13 protein-coding genes are annotated in these 19261 nt (G+C 68.3%); 8 read left to right on the forward strand and 5 right to left on the reverse strand.

Going from position 1 to position 19261, the window contains the following annotated elements; genetic code table 11:
- Positions 1–48 precede the first annotated feature (48 nt).
- Positions 49–1068 (reverse strand): FAD-dependent monooxygenase, encoded by a 1020-nt coding sequence (locus LCL87_RS23365; RefSeq protein ID WP_225023834.1) that lies wholly within the window; start codon positions 1066–1068, stop codon positions 49–51.
- 185 nt (positions 1069–1253) lie between these two features.
- On the opposite strand from LCL87_RS23365, the gene LCL87_RS23370 reads away from it, so the two are divergent.
- The 6 genes from LCL87_RS23370 (at position 1254) to LCL87_RS23395 (ending at position 13660) form a co-directional block, all read left to right on the forward strand.
- Positions 1254–2219, forward strand: a complete 966-nt coding sequence (locus LCL87_RS23370) for a beta-propeller fold lactonase family protein (RefSeq protein ID WP_225023835.1) — start codon at positions 1254–1256, stop codon at positions 2217–2219.
- Positions 2220–2605: 386 nt separating this feature from the next.
- Positions 2606–7192, forward strand: a complete 4587-nt coding sequence (gene gltB / locus LCL87_RS23375) for a glutamate synthase large subunit (protein WP_225023836.1) — start codon at positions 2606–2608, stop codon at positions 7190–7192.
- On the forward strand, positions 7185–8636 hold the full coding sequence (locus LCL87_RS23380; protein WP_225023837.1) for a glutamate synthase subunit beta: 1452 nt from the start codon (positions 7185–7187) through the stop codon (positions 8634–8636). Before gltB ends, LCL87_RS23380 begins: the two co-directional genes overlap by 8 nt.
- A 324-nt stretch (positions 8637–8960) precedes the next feature.
- The gene (locus LCL87_RS23385) at positions 8961–10709 is read left to right on the forward strand and encodes an Ig-like domain-containing protein (RefSeq protein WP_225023838.1); all 1749 of its coding nucleotides are present in this window, start codon (positions 8961–8963) and stop codon (positions 10707–10709) included.
- 22 nt (positions 10710–10731) lie between these two features.
- Entirely contained in the window at positions 10732–12474 is a 1743-nt protein-coding gene (locus LCL87_RS23390) for an Ig-like domain-containing protein (RefSeq protein ID WP_225023839.1), read from the forward strand.
- 259 nt (positions 12475–12733) lie between these two features.
- Positions 12734–13660, forward strand: coding sequence for a cutinase family protein (locus LCL87_RS23395; protein ID WP_225023840.1), 927 nt, complete (start codon positions 12734–12736; stop codon positions 13658–13660).
- A gap of 37 nt (positions 13661–13697) precedes the next feature.
- Here LCL87_RS23395 and LCL87_RS23400 read toward each other — a convergent pair whose 3' ends face one another.
- Positions 13698–14279: a DUF732 domain-containing protein gene (locus LCL87_RS23400; RefSeq protein ID WP_225023841.1), complete on the reverse strand. Its 582-nt coding sequence runs from the start codon at positions 14277–14279 to the stop codon at positions 13698–13700.
- Between the two features lie 338 nt (positions 14280–14617).
- On the opposite strand from LCL87_RS23400, the gene LCL87_RS23405 reads away from it, so the two are divergent.
- Positions 14618–15523: a hypothetical protein gene (locus tag LCL87_RS23405; RefSeq protein WP_225023842.1), complete on the forward strand. Its 906-nt coding sequence runs from the start codon at positions 14618–14620 to the stop codon at positions 15521–15523.
- 60 nt (positions 15524–15583) lie between these two features.
- Here LCL87_RS23405 and LCL87_RS23410 read toward each other — a convergent pair whose 3' ends face one another.
- The 3 genes from LCL87_RS23410 to LCL87_RS23420 are packed head-to-tail and all read right to left on the reverse strand — an operon-like array spanning position 15584 to position 18683.
- Entirely contained in the window at positions 15584–16384 is an 801-nt protein-coding gene (locus LCL87_RS23410) for an SDR family oxidoreductase (RefSeq protein WP_225023843.1), read from the reverse strand.
- The gene (locus tag LCL87_RS23415) at positions 16381–18042 is read right to left on the reverse strand and encodes an FAD-binding dehydrogenase (protein WP_225023844.1); all 1662 of its coding nucleotides are present in this window, start codon (positions 18040–18042) and stop codon (positions 16381–16383) included. Before LCL87_RS23415 ends, LCL87_RS23410 begins: the two co-directional genes overlap by 4 nt.
- A gap of 17 nt (positions 18043–18059) precedes the next feature.
- Positions 18060–18683 carry a TetR family transcriptional regulator gene (locus LCL87_RS23420; protein WP_225023845.1) on the reverse strand — a complete coding sequence of 208 codons (624 nt, stop codon included), beginning with the start codon at positions 18681–18683 and terminating at the stop codon, positions 18060–18062.
- 79 nt (positions 18684–18762) lie between these two features.
- On the opposite strand from LCL87_RS23420, the gene LCL87_RS23425 reads away from it, so the two are divergent.
- Positions 18763–19257, forward strand: a complete 495-nt coding sequence (locus tag LCL87_RS23425; RefSeq protein WP_225023846.1) for a hypothetical protein — start codon at positions 18763–18765, stop codon at positions 19255–19257.
- Positions 19258–19261 lie beyond the last annotated feature (4 nt).

A 19261-nucleotide genomic window follows, 5' to 3' on the forward strand; every position in this document is an offset into this window, starting at 1 on the left:
GCGGCCAGTAGCTATTTTCGCACCCGGAATCCGCGCGGATCCGATGTTTCACGCGAAACGTGACCCCAGCCCGACGACGCCGTCCCGCACGCCGAGAAACCGCCGCGCGGTCGCGATCCGGCCGGCCACATGCGACGCCCGGACCAGTCGACGCGTGGGGCGGCGTCGGGCCCGGTCGTAGCGCCGCAAGGCGTCGGGCACGGCATGTTCGGTGAGCAGTCGGCCGAGGGTGACGGCGTCGACCATCGCCTCGCACGCGCCGCGGCCCAGGTTCGGGGCCATCGAGTGCGCGGCGTCGCCGATCAACGCGACGTTCCCGCGCACGTACGACGGCAGCGCCGGCGACTCGTGGAGGTCGTGGTGCAACACGGTGTCGGGGTCGACCTGCTCGAGGATCTTGCGCACGTCCTGGTGCCAGTCGCCGAAACGGGTGCGCAGGAAGTCGACTCCGTCCGGCGCGTCGGCGGGGGAGCGGACCGCCGCGAACCAGTTCACCAGGCCGCCCTCGCGTGGGGTGATGCCGAACAGCGCGCCGGGACCCCACGTCTCGGTGACCGACGCGGTCTCGCCGGGGATCCACCCGCGCCATGCCGTCATTCCGGTGTATACGGGGCGGTAGCGGGAGCCGAACAGCACGTCGCGGGTGGCGCTGCGGGTGCCGTCGGCCGCGACGACGACGTCGAATCCGGCGAGGGTGCCGAGATCGGGTGCGGCCTCGCCGAATCGGACGGTGCCGGCGGGGAGTCCGTCCACGAGGATGCCCAGCAGCGCCGGGCGGGAGATCAGGTAGGCGGTGCGCCGCGCGCTGTCGACGCGGCCGATCACCGACCCGTCCGGTCGCAGGAAGGCCGCGCGCTGCTGTCGCGCGCCGACATCGCGCACCCGGTCGCCGACCCCGGCCGCGTCCAGCGCGGCAATTGCCTGCGGCCACATGCCGAGTGCGGTGCCCGTCGTCGGGGGCGCGGAGGAGCGTTCGAACACCGACACGTCCCACCCGCGGCGGATCAGGACGTTGGCGGCCGTCAGCCCACCGATGCCGCCACCGAGGATCGCTGCCTTGCCAGCCATGTGGGGGACCGTACCCGACCTGTGACGGCCCTTCCGGGCACCGCTGCGGTGAGGCCTCCCACCTCGGGTGTTTACAGGTCCGCGCGCGCGGCGTCCAATGGAGAGGAACGAAGATGCGCCGCCGTTGACGGTGCGTGAGCGCTGTCCGACTCCGGCGATTTGCCCTCTTGGAGAAGGGAAAGCGCATGATCGCGATGTCCAGGTCCGCGGCACTGGTGGCGGTGTCCGTGGCGGGGCTCGTCCTGTCCGCACCGATCGTCCACGCGGACAACGTCACCGGGACCATTCCGGTCGGCGCCGGTCCCACCGAGGTGGCGATCGCCCCCGACGGCTCCCGCGCCTACGTCACCAACTACTTCGACGCCACGGTCGCGGTCATCGACACCGCGACCGACACCGTCACCGCGACGGTGCCGGTCGGCGGCTACCCGACCGACGTCGCGGTCGGCCCCGACGGTGCCCGCGCCTACGTGACCAACTCCGACGACGGCACGGTGTCCGTGATCGACACCACCGCCGGGGCGGTGGTGGCCACCGTCCCGGTCGGCGACGGTCCGGAGGGGGTCGCGGTCACCCCGGACGGTGCCCGGGCCTTCGTGTCGAACTACGACGGCGGCACGGTGTCGGTGATCGACACCCGCACGGACGCCGTCACCGCCACCGTCCCGGTCGGCCGGCTGCCCTCCGAGGTGGCGATCACCCCCGACGGCGCCCGCGTGTACGTCGCCGAGCAGGGCAGCGACGCGGTGGCGGTGATCGACACCGCGACGGCCGCGGTCGTCGGCAGCGTTCCGGTCGGCGACGGGCCGTTCGGGGTGGCGATCACGCCGGACGGCACCCGGGCCTACGTCACCGCGTGGGACAGCGACGCGGTGTCGGTGGTGGGTCTGCCGGTGAAGGCCGTCGTCGCGACCGTTCCGGTCGGGGACAGCCCGTTCGGCACCGCGATCACCCCGGACGGTGCCCGGGCGTACGTCACCAACTACGCGAGCGACACGGTGTCGGTGATCGGTACCGCGGTCAACGCCGTCGTCGCGACCGTCACCGTCGGCGACAGTCCGTCCGCCGTGGCGATCACCCCGGACGGCACCCGGGCGTACGTGACGAACTATGACGGCGACTCGGTGTCGGTGGTCGCGATCGAGCCGTGACACGACGGCGATACATCGCCCAACGATCGTGTCGATGCTGCAATCCGTCCGCCCGTCGGGCGCGAAACATTCGCTCTAGGCTGTGACGTGCACTTCATTTCCCCAGCAACGGGGAGGAAAACCACAGGTCACGGCGTGGAGAGGGGAGCCTTGCTTGCGTTTCTCCCGGGTGCGTGAATTAACCTTTTCTCAACACGGTGGACTCATAGCCGTCTGAAACGCCCCAGAGCAACGTCGCCGGGGCGGACGTCAGTCCCGTGCCGAGGCTCAACGAGGAGCCCTTCTCGGTCGGTGCCGCACAGTGTCGTGCAGGTACATGCTCTGCAGTTGTATGACCATCAGCGCTGCTGGTCATCGGTGCATTTACGCATACGAAGGCAGTAGGTATGAAGCATCTTCCCGGGCCCCAGGGGCTCTACCACCCGGCGAACGAGCACGACGCGTGTGGCGTCGCGTTCGTCGTCGACATGCACGGTCGTCGCAGCCGGGACATCGTCGAGAAGGCGATCACCGCGCTGGTGAACCTCGAGCACCGCGGTGCCGCGGGCTCCGAGCCCAACACCGGTGACGGCGCCGGCATCCTGCTCCAGGTCCCGGACCGCTTCCTGCGTGCCGTGGTCGACTTCGAGCTGCCCGCCGCGGGCGCGTACGCCACGGGTATCGCGTTCCTGCCGCAGGGCGACGCCGCCGCCGACGAGGCAGCCGCGGGCGTCGAGAAGATCGTCGCCGAGGAGGGCCTGACGGTTCTCGGCTGGCGTGCGGTCCCCACCGACGACTCGTCGCTCGGTTCGCTGGCGCAGGCTGCGATGCCGACGTTCCGTCAGGTGTTCATCGGCTCGGCCGGTGACGCCGTCACCGACATGGACCTCGAGCGCCGCGCGTACGTCATCCGCAAGCGCGTCGAGCACGAGCTCGGCGACGGCGGTGCCGGCGAGGACGGCCCGGGTCGCGAGTCCGTGTACTTCCCCAGCCTGTCCGGCCAGACGTTCGTCTACAAGGGCATGCTCACCACCCCGCAGCTCAAGGGTTTCTACCTGGACCTGCAGGACGACCGCGTCGAGAGCTCGCTGGGCCTGGTGCACTCGCGCTTCTCCACCAACACGTTCCCGTCGTGGCCGCTGGCGCACCCGTTCCGCCGCGTCGCGCACAACGGTGAGATCAACACCGTCAGCGGCAACGAGAACTGGATGCGGGCCCGCGAGGCGCTCATCAAGTCCGACGTCTTCGGTGAGGGCGCGCTCGAGAAGATCTTCCCGGTCTGCACCCCGGGCGCCTCGGACACCGCGCGCTTCGACGAGGTGCTCGAGCTGCTGCACCTCGGTGGCCGCAGCCTGCCGCACGCCGTGCTGATGATGATCCCGGAGGCCTGGGAGCGCCACGAGAGCATGGATCCGGCCCGCAAGGCGTTCTACGAGTACCACTCGGCGCTCATGGAGCCGTGGGACGGCCCGGCGTCGGTGTGCTTCACCGACGGCACCGTCGTCGGCGCCGTGCTCGACCGCAACGGCCTGCGTCCGTCGCGTGTGTGGGTCACCGAGGACGGCCTGGTCGTCATGGCGTCCGAGGTCGGCGTCCTCGACATCGCCCCGGAGAAGATCGTGCGCCGCATGCGCCTGCAGCCGGGCCGCATGTTCCTGGTCGACACCGCGCAGGGTCGCATCATCTCGGACGACGAGATCAAGTCGGAGCTCGCCGCGGCGCAGCCGTACCAGCAGTGGATCGACGAGGGCCTCGTCCAGATCGACGACCTGCCGGAGAGCAAGTACACGTACATGACCCACGACCGGGTCGTGCTGCGCCAGCAGATCTTCGGCTTCACCAACGAAGAGGTGAACCTGCTCGTCAAGCCGATGGCACTCACCGGTGGTGAGGCGCTGGGCTCGATGGGCACCGACACCCCGATCGCGGTGCTGTCGGCCCGTCCGCGGATGCTGTTCGACTACTTCCAGCAGCTGTTCGCGCAGGTCACCAACCCGCCGCTCGACGCCATCCGCGAGGAGATCGTCACGAGCCTGGGCGGCACCATCGGTCCCGAGGCCGACCTGCTGAACCCGTCGGCCGCGTCGTGCCGCCAGATCGCGCTGCCGTCGCCGATCCTGCACAACGACGACCTGTCGAAGCTGATCCACCTCAACGACAACGCGAAGTTCCCGCACTTCCGCAGCGTCGTCGTGCGCGGCGTGTACCCGGTCGCGCAGGGTGGCGAGGGTCTGCGCAAGGCCCTGGACACGGTGCGCGACAAGGTTTCCGAGGCCATCGCCGGCGGCGCCCGCATCATCGTGCTGTCGGACCGCGAGTCCAACGAGAAGTACGCGCCGATCCCGTCGCTGCTGCTCACCTCCGCGGTGCACCAGCACCTGGTGCGCGAGAAGACCCGCACCAAGGTCGGTCTGGTCGTCGAGTCCGGTGACGCCCGCGAGGTCCACCACATGGCGGCGCTTCTCGGCTGCGGTGCCGCGGCGGTCAACCCGTACATGGCGTTCGAGACCATCGACGAGCTGCTGCAGAGCAACCAGCTGCAGGGGCTGAGCCTGGACAATGCCGTCTCGAACTACATCAAGGCCGCCGGCAAGGGCGTGCTGAAGGTGATGTCCAAGATGGGCATCTCGACGCTCGCGTCGTACACCGGTGCCCAGCTGTTCCAGGTGATCGGCCTGTCGCAGGAGCTCGTGGACGAGTACTTCACCGGTCTGCACTCCAACCTGGACGGCATCGGCCTGGACGAGATCGCAGCGGATGTCGCTGCGCGCCATGCCAATGCGTACCTGGATCGGCCGGAGCTGCGGGCGCACCGCGAGCTCGAGGTCGGTGGCGAGTACCAGTGGCGTCGTGAGGGCGAGTACCACCTGTTCAACCCGGACACGGTGTTCAAGCTCCAGCACGCCACCAAGACCGGCCAGTACGAGGTCTTCAAGGAGTACACCAAGCTGGTCGACGACCAGTCGGAGCGCCTGGCGTCGCTGCGCGGCCTGTTCAAGTTCAAGACCGGTCTGCGCGAGCCGATCTCGATCGACGAGGTGGAGTCGGCGGAGTCGATCGTCAAGCGCTTCTCGACCGGTGCGATGAGCTACGGCTCGATCTCCGCGGAGGCGCACGAGACCCTCGCGATCGCGATGAACCGTCTCGGTGGCCGCTCGAATTCCGGTGAGGGCGGCGAGCATCCGTCGCGCTTCACGCCGGACGAGAACGGTGACTGGCGCCGGTCGGCGATCAAGCAGGTCGCGTCGGGTCGCTTCGGTGTCACCTCGCACTACCTGAGCAACTGCACCGACATCCAGATCAAGATGGCGCAGGGCGCCAAGCCCGGTGAGGGTGGCCAGCTGCCGCCGCACAAGGTGTACCCGTGGGTCGCCGAGGTGCGTGGCTCCACCCCGGGCGTCGGCCTCATCTCGCCGCCGCCGCACCACGACATCTACTCGATCGAGGATCTGGCGCAGCTGATCCACGACCTGAAGAACGCGAATCCGCAGGCGCGGATCCATGTCAAGCTGGTCTCGGAGATCGGCGTCGGCACCGTCGCCGCGGGTGTGTCGAAGGCGCACGCCGACGTCGTCCTCATCTCGGGTCACGACGGTGGCACCGGTGCGTCGCCGCTGACGTCGCTCAAGCACGCGGGTGCGCCGTGGGAGCTCGGCCTGGCCGAGACCCAGCAGACGCTGCTGCTCAACGGTCTTCGGGACCGCATCGTGGTCCAGGTCGACGGTCAGATGAAGACCGGGCGCGACGTCGTCATCGCGACGCTGCTCGGCGGCGAGGAGTTCGGTTTCGCGACCGCACCGCTCGTCGTCTCGGGCTGCATCATGATGCGCGTGTGCCACCTCGACACCTGCCCGGTGGGTGTGGCGACGCAGAACCCGGTGCTGCGCAAGCGTTTCGCGGGCAAGCCCGAGTTCGTCGAGAACTTCTTCATGTTCATCGCCGAGGAGGTGCGCGAGCTGCTCGCCGAGCTGGGGTTCCGTACCCTGCAGGAGGCGGTCGGCCAGGTCGACGTGCTCGACACCACCGCGGCGCTCGAGCACTGGAAGGCGTCCAAGCTGGACCTGTCCCCGATCCTGCACAAGGTCGAGTCCGCGTTCGCGGACCAGGACCTGTACTGCTCGGGCACGCAGGAGCACGGCCTGGAGAAGGCCCTCGACCAGCAGCTCATCGAGCTGGCACGTCCGGCCCTCGACAAGGGCGAGGCCGTCGCGTTCGAGTCGGAGATCACCAACGTCAACCGCACGGTCGGCACCATGCTCGGCCACGAGGTGACCAAGGCCTTCGGCGCGGAGGGGCTGTCGGACAACATGATCGACATCACCTTCACGGGTGCGGCCGGCAACAGCTTCGGTGCGTTCGTGCCGAAGGGCATGACGCTGCGCCTGCACGGCGACGCCAACGACTTCGTCGGCAAGGGCCTGTCCGGTGGACGCATCGTCGTCCGCCCGCCGCTGCAGACGGCCGAGGGCTTCGTGCCCGAGGAGAACATCATCGGCGGCAACGTGATCCTGTTCGGTGCCACCACGGGTGAGGCTCTCATCCGCGGCATCGTCGGCGAGCGATTCGCAGTCCGCAACTCCGGCGCCACCGCTGTCGTCGAGGGTGTGGGCGATCACGCGTGCGAGTACATGACCGGCGGCAAGGTGGTCATCCTGGGCAAGACCGGACGCAACTTCGGTGCCGGCATGTCCGGTGGTGTGGCGTTCATCTTCAACCCGGACCGTGATTTCGGGACCAACCTCAACACCGAGTTGGTCGATCTCGAGGACCTCAGCGTCGAGGATTTCGAGTGGCTGCACGGCGCCATCGAGCGCCACCGTGACGAGACCGGATCCGAGGTTGCGGCTCGGATCCTCGCCGACTGGTCGCACCAGAAGGCACATTTCGCGAAGGTCATGCCGCGCGACTACAAGAAGGTCCTCGTCGCTATCGAGACCGCGAAGAAGAACGGAACCAACGTGGACGACGCAATCATGGAGGCAGCTCGTGGGTGATCCGAACGGCTTCCTGAAGCACACGTCGCGCGAGCTGCCCATCCGCCGCCCGGTGCCGCTGCGCCTGATGGACTGGAAGGAGGTGTACGAGGATTTCTCCTCGGACACCCTCAAGACCCAGGCCAGCCGGTGCATGGACTGCGGTATCCCGTTCTGCCACAACGGTTGCCCGCTCGGAAATCTGATTCCCGAGTGGAACGACCTGATCCACAAGGATCGGTGGCGCGAGGGCATCGACCGCCTGCACGCGACCAACAACTTCCCGGAGTTCACCGGCCGGCTGTGCCCGGCGCCGTGTGAGGCGGCGTGCGTGCTCGGTATCAACCAGGACGCGGTGACCATCAAGCAGGTCGAGGTCGAGATCATCGACCGCGCCTTCGACGAGGGCTGGGTCCAGCCGGTGCGCGCGTCGCACATCACCGGCAAGAAGGTCGCCGTCGTGGGCTCCGGCCCGGCGGGTCTGGCTGCCGCACAGCAGCTCACGCGGGCCGGCCACTCGGTGACGGTGTTCGAGCGCGAGGACCGCATCGGCGGCCTGCTGCGCTACGGCATCCCCGAGTTCAAGATGGAGAAGCGCCACATCGACCGTCGCCTGGCGCAGATGGAGGCCGAGGGCACGGTGTTCCGCACCGGCGTCAACGTCGGTGTCGACATCACCGCCGAGCAGCTGCGCGAGCAGTTCGACGCGGTCGTCCTCGCCGGCGGTGCCACCGAGGCGCGCGACCTGCCGATCCCGGGCCGCGAGCTCGACGGCATCCATCAGGCGATGGAGTTCCTGCCGATCGCGAACCGGGTGCAGCTGGGCGACCTGGCCGAGCCGACCATCACGGCCGCGGGCAAGAAGGTCGTCATCATCGGCGGCGGCGACACCGGTGCCGACTGCCTCGGCACCAGCCACCGTCAGGGCGCCGAGAGCGTGCACCAGTTCGAGATCATGCCGCGCCCGCCGGAGGCGCGTGCCGACTCCACCCCGTGGCCGACGTACCCGCTGATGTACCGCGTGTCGTCTGCCCACGAAGAGGGTGGCGAGCGGGTCTTCTCGGTCAACACCGAAGAGTTCGTCGGAGTCGACGGCAAGGTGACCGCGCTGAAGGCGCACGAGGTCAAGATGGTGAACGGCCGCTTCGAGAAGGTGGAGGGCTCGGACTTCGAGCTCGAGGCCGACATCGTGTTCCTCGCGATGGGCTTCGTCGGCCCCGAGAAGCCGGGTCTGCTCACCGATCTGGGCGTCGACCTCAACGAGCGCGGCAACGTCGCCCGCTCGTCGGAGTGGGCCACCAACGTCGACGGCGTCTTCGTCGCCGGTGACATGGGCCGCGGTCAGTCGCTGATCGTCTGGGCCATCGCCGAGGGTCGCTCCTGCGCGGCCGCGGTCGACCAGTTCCTCGAAGGATCGACGTCGCTGCCGTCGCCGGTCCGCACCACCAGCGCGCCGCAGCGCTGAGCGGTCCGGCGGGGACCAACGACGTTCCCCGCCGATCGCACCGAGCTCGAAGGCCCCGTTCCACGCATCGCCTCGCGTGGGACGGGGCCTTCGTCCTTTTTCGATTCGAAATCGGGTTGAGCTGCAGGGTTATTTCTGGACGTTCGACCAGAAAACACTTTCGCAACGATCTTGCAACGGCTAAGGTCCGCCTCATGTGATTTCTGACACAACCGCCAAGTCGGGGGGCGGGCGACCCGAGGAGGATCAGTGTTTTCGTCGAAGATTCGTAGAGCGGCCGGCCCGCTCGTGGCCTTGGTCAGTGCAGCAGCGCTGACTTTGGCCATGGTCGGGACGGCAGGTGCGGACCCCACGGGGCCGCCGCCGTCGGCGACGTCGAACGACCAGACCGCCGACAACATGGGATGGAAGACCGAGGTCGTCAGCGTCAACGGCGTTCCCGGCAACGTCGCCAATCCCGGTGACACGGTGACGTACCGTTCCAGCGTCTGGGAGAACTCGCAGGTCGCCCTGAACCTGGGTCGCTACCTCACCACGATCCGGCACAAGGCGCCCGCCGGGTTCGAATACCAGAGTGCGAGCACTTCGTTGGCCGGGACGATCACCAACGAAGGCAACAATGGAGTCAAGGCGGTCTGCACCGGCGGCGGTTGCAGCTCGGTGCCTCTCACCGGCGCAAAGGGCTTCAAGATCATCGGCAGCACCGTGCTGACCTTCACGACCACGTACAAGATTCCGGAGAACTTCGCGTTCGGCGACTACAACAGCGGGTTCGTCTTCGATGTGTACTCGTTCGGTAGCCAGCAGGGCAGCAACACGTCCGGTGCGTTCGTGCGGGTCGAGGCCAAGCGCGACAACACCACGACGACCATCTCGGCGCCGGCCACCACGAGCAAGGGCAGTGAGACGACCCTGACAGCGACGGTCTCGCCGTCGACCGCCACGGGCACGGTGCAGTTCTTCGAGGGCACGAACCCGATCGGGGACCCGGTCGCGGTCAGCGGTGGTACCGCCTCGCTGGAGCACGTGTTCGACGAGATGGGTACCTACGCCGTCTCCGCGAAGTACACGGCGACAGGGCTTTTCAACAGTTCTGAGTCAGGAACGACACAGGTCGAGGTCGGCCCCGTGGCCACCGCCACCTCGGTAACCGTCCCGGCCACGGCCGAGGCGGGCTCGACGGTTCCCCTCCAGGCCACCGTCACTCCGGCGGACGCCACGGGCACCGTGCAGTTCGCGATCAATGGCACCAACGTCGGTAGCCCGGTCCAGGTCAGCGGCGGCACGGCCACGCTGGACCACCGCTTCGACGATCCAGGCAACTTCGCGGTGACTGCGAACTTCGTCGGTGGCTTCGGTATCGCAAACTCGGCCGCGACGGCTCAGCAGATCGCCGTCTCCTACGGCGCGTGGCAGACCACCACCGTGGTGGTCGAACCGGTGACCGCCGAGGCCGGTAGCCCGACCAACCTGATGGCGACGGTCCGCCCGATCCCGACCGGCGGCACCGTCACCTTCTCGGTCGACGGCACCGAGGTCGGCACCGTCGACCTGGGCACCGCCGACGGCGTCGCGGCGCTCGAGCACACCTTCGATACCGCCGGGACCTATCAGGTGGTCGCCGCATTCGCCGGCACCGAGGGCTTCGGCGCCTCCACCTCCGCACCGTTCACGGCCACGGTCGCCCCGACCGCACCCGTCCTCACGGCGGTGACCGCGGACCTGACGGTTCAGGGTCGGTCGGTGGTCGGTCAGACGGTCACGCTCACCGTGGACGTCGATCCGGCTGACGCGCAGGGCACCGTGCAGTTCTACAAGGGCACCGAGGCCATCGGCGCCCCCGTGGCCGTCGTCGACGGCAAGGCGTCAGTCACCACCACGCTCGACTTCGAGGGAACGCAGCTGCTCACCGCCAAGTTCATCGGCGGCGAGGGCTTCCGTGACACGGTGTCGAATCCTGTGGTGCTGAACGTGTCTCCGGCGCCGGTGGCTCCGGAGCCGGGCGCCGGCAGCCTCGGCTCGCTGTTGGAAGGCCCGCTCGCCGGGCTGCTCGCCGGATCGATCGGAGGCTGACGACATGAGTGCAGGAGGATCGATGAGTTCCAAGCTGTACCGCTACATCGCACCGGTCGCAGTAGGCGCGACGGTCGTTGCCGGCGCCGGCGTTCTGGGTGTTGGGGCCGCCTCCGCGGCGACGACCACCACACCGTTCAACAACGCGTGCAAGGCGACGCCGTCGTCGAGTCTGGCCGGCGGGCCGCAGACTCAGGTGCAGGCGGCCTCGGTGACGGTCGACGCACCGGAAACGGTGGCACCCGGTGAGGAGTTCGTGGTGACGATCTCGCCGCCGCCGATCTCGGTGCCCAACGATCTGGGTTCCGGCGCGAGTCTGTCGAACATCTCGCGGCTAAAGATCGACGTGGCGATGCCGGAGAACGCGCAGTTCATCGGCGCCGAGGTGGTGGCCAACACCTCGTCGGGTATCTCCGGTGTCGCGCCCAACGTCCTCGTCGTCAACGAGCAGGGCAATGTGGATCCGAACGGGCAGATCATCCGTCTGTCCGGGAACAACCAGACGATCGGCAACGGCCCCAGTTCGGCGAAGAACTCCGAGGGCGGCATCAAGGCGAATGCGTCGGGCAGCACCACGACATTCCAGTTGCCCCAGGTCAAGGCCACCCTCAAGGCCGGCGCGGCGGGAAGTATCTCGATGAAGCTGCGCACGGCGGGTGCGGCCGGTCAGTTCGGCAATGACGCCAACTTCCTGACGTTCCTGCCGAGGGCCAGCGCGCCGGTCGTCGGCACCGTCTGGGCACCCACCCAGTGTTCGCCGCGTGACAGCGACACCGGCCCGCTGAACGCGGGAGCCGGCCCGTTGGCCACGATCCAGATCCTGCGGCAGGCGGTCGCCACCGTGAGTTACCTGGACGGCCCGAGCGCAGTGACCAACGGCGGCGAGTTCACGCTCAACGCCACGGTCGTGCCCACCCCGGACAGCGGGCAGGTGCAGTTCACCAAGGACGGCGAGGACATCGGCACGCCGGTCGATCTGGTGAACGGCAAGGCCTCGCTGACGCAGTCGATCGACACCGACGGCGACTACGCCTACGAGGCGAAGTTCCTGGGCGCCGAGTTCTTCAATGCGTCGTCCGCCTCGAAGACGGTCACGGTGACCTCGCAGGACATCCAGACCACCACGTCGGTCACCGGACCGGATCATGACGCCTACCGCGACCAGCCGGTGAACCTCACCGCGAAGGTCGAGCCGGGTGTCTCGGGCGGCACGGTGGCCTTCGAGGTCGACGGAACTCCGGTCGGCACCGCCGACGTGATGGATGACGGCGCCGCGGTGCTCCCGCACACCTTCACCACCAACGGCACGCACCGCGTGATCGCCCGCTACTCGGGCGCCGAGGGGATCTCTCCGTCGGTCTCGCTGCAGTACCCGGTCAGTGTCACCGAGGCGCCGGCCGCCGACGTGGCCACCACGATCGCGGTCGATCCGGTCGCGTCGACCGCCAAGGGCTCGCCGGTGACGCTCACCGCGCGTCTGGATCCGGCTGATGCTCGGGGCACAGTGCAGTTCAAGCTCGGCGACGTGCTGCTCGGTGGACCGGTGCGGGTGGATGCGAACGGCGTCGCGACGCTGACGACGTTCTTCCAGAACCCGGGCGACTTCGTCGTCACGGCCCAGTTCACTGCCGACGCCGGTTTCATCGACTCGGCAGCGAACCCGGTGAACGTCACGGTGACCGGCGATCCGGACACGATTCCGAACCCGGATGGCGGCGGAAGCCTCGCCGGACTCTCGGGGCTGTTCGGTAGCTTGGGCGGCTGATTCGAGCCGTAAGGTGGGCCCCCTCGCGGAATGCGAGGGGGCCCATCCGTGTTCGGGCACGAAAACGACGAATCGAAGAAGCCCACCACCGCGCTCGGCTCCGGTAACGTGCGTTTACCGATCGTGCACCGTATCGACATGTAGGACTGTCAAGATCTACCTGTCGCGTCACCCGCAGGCGTTGTCACGGGAGGGGACGTCACGGCATGTGGCCATGGGGAAGTGGCCACCTGGATCAGATGAGTGGGGTGGGGTGTCGATGCGCCTGAGGAAGACGCTGGCTGCTGTCGGAGCAAGTGCGGCAACGGTTCTCGGACTTGTTCTCGGAACGACGGTCTCGATCGGTGCCGGGGCGGCGCAGGCCGCACCCGCGTGTCCGAACCTGCACGTCGTGGCGATTCCGGGGACCTGGGAGACGACGACCGATCCGGGTGAAAGCCGCGGTCCGGGACTGCTGTCGGCGGTGACCAACCGGCTGCCGTCATCGGTCGGTGTCGATTACGTGACTTATGTGGCGACGGCGTTCCCGTGGGAGACCGAGGTGTACGGCGCGTCCAAGCGGCAGGCCGTCGACAACGCCCGCGGGATCATCGCGGACGTCGCCGGACGCTGCGGCAACACGAACTTCGCCCTGATCGGATACAGCCAGGGCGCGGACGCAGCGGGTGATCTCGCGGCCGAGATCGGCACCGGGCTCGGTGTCGTCCCGGCGAATCGGATTGCCGCGGTGGGGTTGTTGTCCGATCCGCGCCGTTCCGAGGGGGACAACATCGTCGGCCCGCAGGTGATCGGCAACGGCGCCGGTGGTCCGCGGATCGGTGGCTTCGGGTTGGTCAACCCGCAGACGCGGACCTTCTGCGCCGCCGGTGATCTGTACTGCTCCACGCCGAAGGACGACTTCGTGACCCGCCTGGCCGGGTTCATGGCCCAGAACTCGTCGCCGCTGGCCCCGCTCAGCGGTAAGTACGCGCAGGAGGCGCTGGTCATCGCGCAGGACCTGATCGCCGCGGGTGGCATGCCGACGCTCGAATCGCAGTCGTCGGACGGTGCCAACCACGACCGGGCCGAGAAGCTCCGCCAGTTCTACGAGTCGCAGGTGCACCAGGACTACTCGACCTACGTCGTGGATCGCAACGGTGCCACCGCGACGTCGTGGCTCGCGAACTGGTTGCGCTCCATGGCCTGACGGTGTGTCGTGACCGCGGCTCACGTCCGAGTCGCGGTCAGCAGTACGTGCGTTCGGCGGTCGACACGTAGATCTCCGCGATCCGGTCCGCGGGCATCGGCAGGAACTGTGCGTATGCCTTTCCGACCGAATCGAATTCGGCCAGAACGCTCGCGCGCGAGTCGCCGCGCGCGAGGGCCTCGCAGGTGCCCTGCGCGTACAGCACCTCGACACCGTCCATCCCGGTCGGCGGGATACCCGCTCCCCGGAGTGCGGCGAGGTAGCGCTGCCCGCGCTCGCCCGACTCGGCGACGACCTGTTCCGGGGATCGGGCGTCGATCTCGCCGGCCGCGGGTGCGGCGGGACGTGGAGCGGGCGGCGGCACGGTGGTCACCGGTGGTGGGGGCGCGACCGTCGTGGTCGGTGCCGGCAGGGGAGTAGACGATTCCGCCGCTGGGGTGGGGACCGCGGCCTCGATCGGCGTCGGCGGTGCCGCCATCGCCGAGGTGGCGCCGCTCGCGGACGTGCTGGAGGCGTCGTGTCCCGTGTGTTCCGGCGTCGAATCCTGCCCGCCGCACGAGGTGAGGAACAGTGCTCCTGCTGCCGCTACGGCGACGGTAACTGCACGTGTGCTCGTCATGGGGAAACAGTCTGGCATGTTGAACTACTGACTGGTAGACCCTCGACGCTCGAATTGGATGAAAGTCGGGAAATTCCCATTCTCCAGGATTGCCTGTGATATAAACCACTCCAGCTGTTACCTTGCGTAACAGTCGAAGGCGCTCCGAGTCTGCGGTGAATGTGCAGGTAGAAGCCATTCATTCGCCGGACTCTCGGTGCTGTGGACGACGGGGTGTATCCGCAGCACAGTTCGACTGACCGAAACTCGCGGCGAGAGGCGTTCGCCGTTGCTCACCCCTCTGTGTGCCCATAACCCGTGGATACGCACATCGAATGCTCGATAACTGAGGAGGACGTGTGAAGAACGATTCGAGAGTCTCGCGGCGTCGCGGGGCAGTGCGCACCGTGGCCGTGGCAGGTGCGGTGGGCGCCTCGATGGCGCTGCTGGCTCCCTTGGCGTCGGCAGCTCCGACGCCCGCCCCTGTCCCGGGTGGTGGCGTGTGCGATCCCGCAATCGCGCAAGGCTGCCTCACGGTGCTCGTCGAGAGCGGTACGTTCGCGAACAACGGCTTCAACTTGCCGATCGGGCTCGGCGACATGATCATCGCGGGCAACGCCCCTGACGACGACTTCATCCCCCGCGACGACGGCCACAACGGTGTCTACGGCAAGCCGTTGACGGTGCCCGGCGGTGTGCTCGGGGTCGATCTCCCGTTCAACAACCTGTTCGGCTTGGCCGCAGTGACCGCGACGGTCGAGGCGGTAGAGGTTCCGGTGTTCAACGGCGACCTCTTCAACTTCGATATGACCCTGAAAACGCGGATGAAGATCGACAATCCGTTCCTGGGCGACAACTGCTACATCGGGACCGATTCGGCCCCGGTCGAACTGAACCTGCACAAGTCCAATCCGGTCGACGACCCGTCGTCCATCGGTGTCAGTGACGGCACGGAGTGGCCCGCCGGCGTCTTGGTTGCGTCCAACATTCAGAACACGGCGTCGGACTTCACTCTTCCGGGGGCGACGGGCTGCGGTCCGTTCGGGATTCTCAACCCGATCGTCAACTGGCGGGCCAAGGTGCCCAACTCCACCGGAACGGAGCTGACGACCAAGGCGACCGGCTTCATTTCGGAGTCCGCCGCCGGTGGCACGGATCCGCTGGACGGTGCGGACGACGGCAACGGTTCGAGCGGATCCAGTGGCTCGAGCGGTTCCAGCGGTTCGAGCGGCTCGGACAGCTCCAGCGCTTCCAGCGGTAGCTGATTCGCCCATGATCCGGGCGTCCTGCCGGCCCGTCGGGGGGTCGGCAGGACGTCCGTTCGTCTATTTCACCCCGTGGAACCGGGCCATCATCTTCTCGGTGAAGGCGCGCGGCGCGAGCCGCCGGACCGTGAACACCAGCGGCGCCTTGTTTCCCGTTGCGTACAGCGGCCTGGGCTTGTCCGCCTCGATGGCCTTCACCACGAGGTCGGCGACCGTCGACGCCTGGATCCCGCGATCCTCGTTGCGCTGCATCGCCTTCGACACCGTCGTGTAGTCGGCGGTGTACGGGGAGCCGTCGCCGATGTACCGGGTGCGGCGGTCGCCGATGCCGGTCGCGATGGTGCCGGGCTCGACGGTGGTGAGCCACACCCCGAACGGGCTCAGTTCCCGTCGGGCCGCCGACGCGAAGCCCTTCAGCGCGCACTTCGCGGCCACGTACGACGACCGGAACGCGAGCGGGAAGCTCGCGAGCATCGAGCCCACCATCACGACCCGGCCGTAGCCGCCCTCGCGCATGCCGGGCAACACCAGCTGCGTCAGCTGGATCGCGCCCAGCACGTTCACCTGGAACAGGCGGTCGATCGCGTCGAGTGGCAACTCCTCGAGCGGACCCATCTGGCTCTCACCGGCGTTGTTGACGAGGACGTCCACGGCGCCGGCTGCCCGGGCGCACGCCTCGATGCTCGCCCGGTCGGTGAGATCCAACGCCAGGTACTCGACGCCGGGCACCCGCGAACTCTGCTGCAGCGCATCCAGATTACGGGTGGTGCCGAGCACTCGATACCCGCGCGTCACCAGCGCCCGGGCCACCTCGAGGCCGATGCCCGACGACGCGCCCGTCACGAGCGCGGTGCGGCTCACCCGAGGCTCCGGCCCAGCGCGCGTCCGGCCGCGCGGCCGGAGAAGATGCAGCCGCCGAGGAACGTGCCCTCGAGCGCGTTGTAGCCGTGGACGCCGCCGCCACCGAACCCGGCGACCTCACCCGCGGCGTACAGGCCGTCGAAGACGCTGCCGTCGGGCCGGATCACCTGCGAGTCCAGGTTGGTCTCGAGGCCCCCGAGGGTCTTGCGGGTGAGCAGGTTCAGTCGGACCGCGATGAGCGGGCCGTGCGCAGGATCGAGCAGGCGGTGCGGCTTGGCGACCCGGATCGCCTTGTCCGCGAGATAGGTTCGCGCGTTGCGGATGGCCATCACCTGCATGTCCTTGGAGTAGGTGTTGTCCATCTCGCGGTCGCGGGCCACGATCTCGTGCTCCACCTGGGCGTAGTCCAGCTTTGCGTCCGGGGTGAGGGCGTTCATGCCGTCGACCAGGTCGCGCAGGTTGTCGCGGACCACGAAGTCCACGCCGTGCTGCTTGAACGCCTCCACCGGACCGGGTGCGCCCTTCTTCACGCGTCCGAGCAGGAGCTTCATGTCCTTGCCGGTAAGGTCGGGGTTCTGCTCCGAACCCGACAGCGCGAACTCCTTCTCGATGATCGACTGGGTGAGGACGAACCAGGTGTGGTCGTGCCCGGTACCGAGGATGTGCTTCAGCGTCGCGAGGGTGTCGAAGCCGGGGAACAGCGGCACCGGCAGGCGCTTGCCGGTGGCGTCGAGCCACAGCGACGACGGGCCGGGGATGATCCGGATGGCGTGGTTGGGCCAGATCGGATCCCAGTTGACGATGCCCTCGGTGTAGTGCCACATGCGATCCCGATTGACGATGTTGCCGCCCGCGTTCTCGGTGATCTCGAGCATGCGGCCGTCGACGTGCGCGGGCACGCCGGTGATCATGTGCTCGGGCGCGCGGCCCAGTCGGTCGACGGGCCAGTTCTTCTTCACGAGGTCGGGATTGCCGCCGATACCGCCGGACGTCACCACCACCGCCTGCGCACGGAGCTCGAATTCGCCTGCGGGCGTGCGGGACGACTTCACACCCCGCGGTTCGGTCGACGGCTCGAGCACCGTGCCGCGGACGCCGACGGCGGCACCGTTCTCGATGATCAGCCCGTCCACCTGGTGCCGGTAGCGGAAGGTGACCTGCCCGCGGCTCGCGGCCTCGAGCACGGGTTCGCGGAACACCCGGACCACCTCGGGGCCGGTGCCCCACGTGATGTGGAAGCGCGGCACCGAGTTTCCGTGACCGGTGGCCAGTCCGCCGCCGCGCTCGGCCCAGCCGACGTTCGGCATCACCCGCAGGCCGAGGTCGTGCAGGTAGGCGCGCTTCTCGCCGGCCGCGAAGTCGACGTAGGCCTCGGCCCACTGCCGGGGCCAGTGGTCCTCGCGGTCGCGGTCGAAGCCGGCGCTGCCCAGCCAGTCCTGCAAGGCCAGTTCACGGGAGTCCTTGATGCCCATGCGTCGCTGCTCGGGGCTGTCCACCAGGAACAGGCCGCCCAGTGACCAGAACGCCTGTCCGCCCAGGTTTTCCACGTTCTCCTGGTCGACGACGAGGACCTTGCGTCCGGCCTTGACCAGTTCGTGTGTCGCGACCAGACCTGCCAGTCCGGCTCCGACAACGATGACGTCGGCTTCCGTTGCCACTGTCTGTCTCCTGTCCGTTAGGTACCGCTGCTGTAACTGCTCACGACGGTGACGAACAGACGCTGACGCGCCTGTCGGACCGCCTCGTTCTCGGGTTCCATCAGCACCTGCACGGCGGTGCCGTCGTGGATCGCGACCAGCGCGCGCCCCAGGGCCCCTCGGTCGGTGACGCGTCGTCCCGCCGCGGCGAGGGCGTCCTCGACGATCGGCAGGATCGTCGCGAGGATCGCGTCCTCCCGGGCCGCCATGACGCGCTTGAGGGCGGGATTGCGCAGCGCGTGCGCGGTGAACTCGGCGGTGATCCGGTACCACGCGTCGTCGACGGGAATCGCGGCCAGGACGCGTTCGACCGCGGATTCGAGGGTGAGCGTCGCCGGGCGGTCGGCGAGGGCGGAGCGGATGCCGTCGAGCATGGTGGCCGAGCGCTGCTCCCACATCGCGAGAAACAACTCGTCGAGTGAGGTGAAGTTCGAGTAGAACGCGCCGCGGGTGTACCCGGCGCGCTCACACACCTGCTCTACGGTGGAGCGGCCGAAGCCCTCGTCGGCGAACACCGCGCCGGCGGCGTCGAGCAGGCGCTGTCGCGTCTCGGCGCGCCGTTTCGTGACCCGCTTCGGTCGTGGCGTCTCGGCCGTCTGCACTGGTCACTCCCCGCTTTCCGCGTCGGATCCCATTCGATACAAAACTGTATCCGATGAATCCCGGCGTAGCGTCGAAATCGTGCAGATCTGGTACGTGAGCTACGGATCGAACATGTCGCGGGCCCGCCTCGACTGCTACCTGCGGGGTGGCTGTCCGGCCGGGGGTGGCCGCACGTACGCCGGCGCGCGGGACCCGAACCCGCCGGTCGGCCGGACCGCGATCCGGTTGCCGGGCACCGTCTACTTCGCGGGCGAGTCGCTGGTGTGGGGCGGCGGACGGGCGTTCTACGATCCGGACCTGCCCGGCGACACCGCCGCGTGCGCGTATCTGGTGACGGCCGAGCAGTTCGACGATATCCACGCGCAGGAACCGCCGTGCTACGACCGCGTCCTCGACCTCGGGTGGCGCGCCGGTGCCCCGATGCGGACCTTCACGGCGGCCGTGGGTCGAGGCGACGTCGTGCGGACCGCGCCGTCGGCGGCGTACCTCGACACGATGGCCACCGGCCTTCGCGAAGTGTTCGGCTGGAATTCCGAACGGGCGCAGGCGTATCTGCGGGGTTTACGGCCCTGACCAG

The organism is Prescottella equi (assembly GCF_020171745.1).
GTDB classification, from domain to species: Bacteria; Actinomycetota; Actinomycetes; order Mycobacteriales; family Mycobacteriaceae; genus Prescottella; species Prescottella equi_A.

What these genes read in the sequence shown, in the direction of transcription:
- LCL87_RS23365 (WP_225023834.1), bottom strand. Translation starts at nt 1,068, where the DNA reads ATGGCTGGCAAGGCAGCGATCCTCGGTGGCGGCATCGGTGGGCTGACG.
- LCL87_RS23370 (WP_225023835.1), top strand. Translation starts at nt 1,254, where the DNA reads ATGATCGCGATGTCCAGGTCCGCGGCACTGGTGGCGGTGTCCGTGGCG.
- gltB (WP_225023836.1), top strand. Translation starts at nt 2,606, where the DNA reads ATGAAGCATCTTCCCGGGCCCCAGGGGCTCTACCACCCGGCGAACGAG.
- LCL87_RS23385 (WP_225023838.1), top strand. Translation starts at nt 8,961, where the DNA reads ATGGTCGGGACGGCAGGTGCGGACCCCACGGGGCCGCCGCCGTCGGCG.
- LCL87_RS23390 (WP_225023839.1), top strand. Translation starts at nt 10,732, where the DNA reads ATGAGTTCCAAGCTGTACCGCTACATCGCACCGGTCGCAGTAGGCGCG.
- LCL87_RS23395 (WP_225023840.1), top strand. Translation starts at nt 12,734, where the DNA reads ATGCGCCTGAGGAAGACGCTGGCTGCTGTCGGAGCAAGTGCGGCAACG.
- LCL87_RS23400 (WP_225023841.1), bottom strand. Translation starts at nt 14,279, where the DNA reads ATGACGAGCACACGTGCAGTTACCGTCGCCGTAGCGGCAGCAGGAGCA.